The sequence below is a fragment of the Bombilactobacillus bombi genome (assembly GCF_013607485.1).
Classification (GTDB): Bacteria; Bacillota; Bacilli; order Lactobacillales; family Lactobacillaceae; genus Bombilactobacillus; species Bombilactobacillus bombi_A.
Genome location: NZ_SCHP01000122.1, coordinates 1 through 1,479, shown reverse-complemented (window position 1 = coordinate 1,479; position 1,479 = coordinate 1). Strand labels below are relative to the sequence as shown.

Here is a 1,479-nt window from a genome sequence, read left to right as displayed (position 1 = left end):
ATTTACTAGAGATGGTTCGCAAAATCCCATCTAAAAAAACTAAGGAAGTAATTTATTATGCAAAAAACTAAAAATTGGGCTTTGCCTGCAATTGTTGCTGCTCTATATGTTGCAATTTCTTTATTATTTGCTCCTCTGAGCTTTAATGCGATTCAGATTCGCTTTTCGGAGCTGTTTAATCATTTAGCAACTTTTAATAAGAAGTACATTGTGGCAGTAACTTTGGGGTGTTTTATTACTAACTTATTTTCACCATTAGGGATGCCTGATTTAATTTTTGGTACTGCGGGTACAATAATCGGCACAGGCTTGGCTTGGTATTTTGGCCATCGGACTAATGTTAAATGGAAGAAATATGTAATCGCGACTGTTAGCCAATTACCGGGAACTTTTTTGGTCGCATTAGAATTGCATATTTTTACTAAAGTGCCTTTAATGTGGACTTGGGTAACTGTTGCAATTGGCGAAATGTTATCCATGATTGTAGGTGCTGTGATTATTGATATTATCAGCCGCAAGATTGATTTTACTAAAGGAGAGATTATTAAACATGCCGTTCACTGAGGCTTTATTACAATTACAGCAGGGCAAAAAAGTTGTACGCCAAAGTTGGTCAAGTGGCGAAGAATATATTGTTGAAATTACTGATGCCACATACCATGGTGAGGCTGTTAATCCTTACTTTTTAATTAAAACTAACGAAAAGCCAGCTTTCTCAGTATTTCAGCCGACCTCTTGTGATATATTGGCTACTGATTGGCAGCTAGTACCGTGAAAGCTCTATATCAAGATTTAAAGGGCAAAAGGGTTTTGGTTACTGGCTGTGCCAGTGGTATTGGTCGAAGCCAGTGCCAGTTATTTTTGGAACAAGGCTGTGAAGTTTATGGTCTAGATTATCAAGAATCTTCATTAACTGACTCCCACTTTTATTTTTTGCAGTTAGACTTGACTAAAGCTGCAGTAGTAAATGACACTTTAAAGCAACTGCCAGTGATGGATATTGTCTGTAATACTGCAGGGATCTTAGATGATTATCAACCTTCGCTAGCAACTACTGAGCAATTGTGGCAGCGCGTGCTTGATACTAACTTAAAAAGTCTATATTTGGTATGTAATACTTTTATTACTAAAAGCCTCCAGCAAAAGCTGCCTTTAACTATTGTCAATATGGCCTCCATTGCTAGTTTTATGGCTAGTGGCGGAGGTGCCGCGTACACGGCGAGCAAGCATGCAATTGTTGGTTATACGAAACAATTAAATTTTGATTATGGTAAAAAACAAATTCGGGCTAATTGTTTGGCTCCTGGAGCCGTTGCGACAGCGATGACGGCAGCTGATTTTGCAGAAAGTGGACAAATTGCCCACAAAGTGGCTGCTCAAACGCTTATTGGACGTTATGCTCAGCCTCAAGAAATTGCCCAGGCGACATTGTTTTTGGCAAGTGAAGTGTCTAGTTATATTTACGGAGCAGTATTAGTA

General features: G+C 38.7%; 3 protein-coding genes and 1 riboswitch. All 3 genes read left to right on the top strand.

The window, feature by feature from the left end; genetic code table 11:
• Positions 1-5 precede the first annotated feature (5 nt).
• A riboswitch (PreQ1 riboswitch) is annotated at positions 6-49 on the top strand.
• A gap of 8 nt (positions 50-57) precedes the next feature.
• The gene (locus tag EQ827_RS08710) at positions 58-564 is read left to right on the top strand and encodes a QueT transporter family protein (RefSeq protein WP_181190586.1); all 507 of its coding nucleotides are present in this window, start codon (positions 58-60) and stop codon (positions 562-564) included.
• Entirely contained in the window at positions 551-775 is a 225-nt protein-coding gene (locus EQ827_RS08705; protein ID WP_181190585.1) for a DUF2829 domain-containing protein, read from the top strand. The genes EQ827_RS08710 and EQ827_RS08705 overlap by 14 nt, the downstream gene beginning before the upstream one ends.
• Positions 772-1,479 (top strand): 3-oxoacyl-ACP reductase (locus tag EQ827_RS08700; protein WP_181190584.1); only part of this gene is annotated, 708 nt, incomplete at its 3' end. The genes EQ827_RS08705 and EQ827_RS08700, both read left to right, overlap by 4 nt.

What these genes read in the sequence shown, in the direction of transcription:
- EQ827_RS08710 (WP_181190586.1), top strand. Translation starts at nt 58, where the DNA reads ATGCAAAAAACTAAAAATTGGGCTTTGCCTGCAATTGTTGCTGCTCTA.
- EQ827_RS08705 (WP_181190585.1), top strand. Translation starts at nt 551, where the DNA reads ATGCCGTTCACTGAGGCTTTATTACAATTACAGCAGGGCAAAAAAGTT.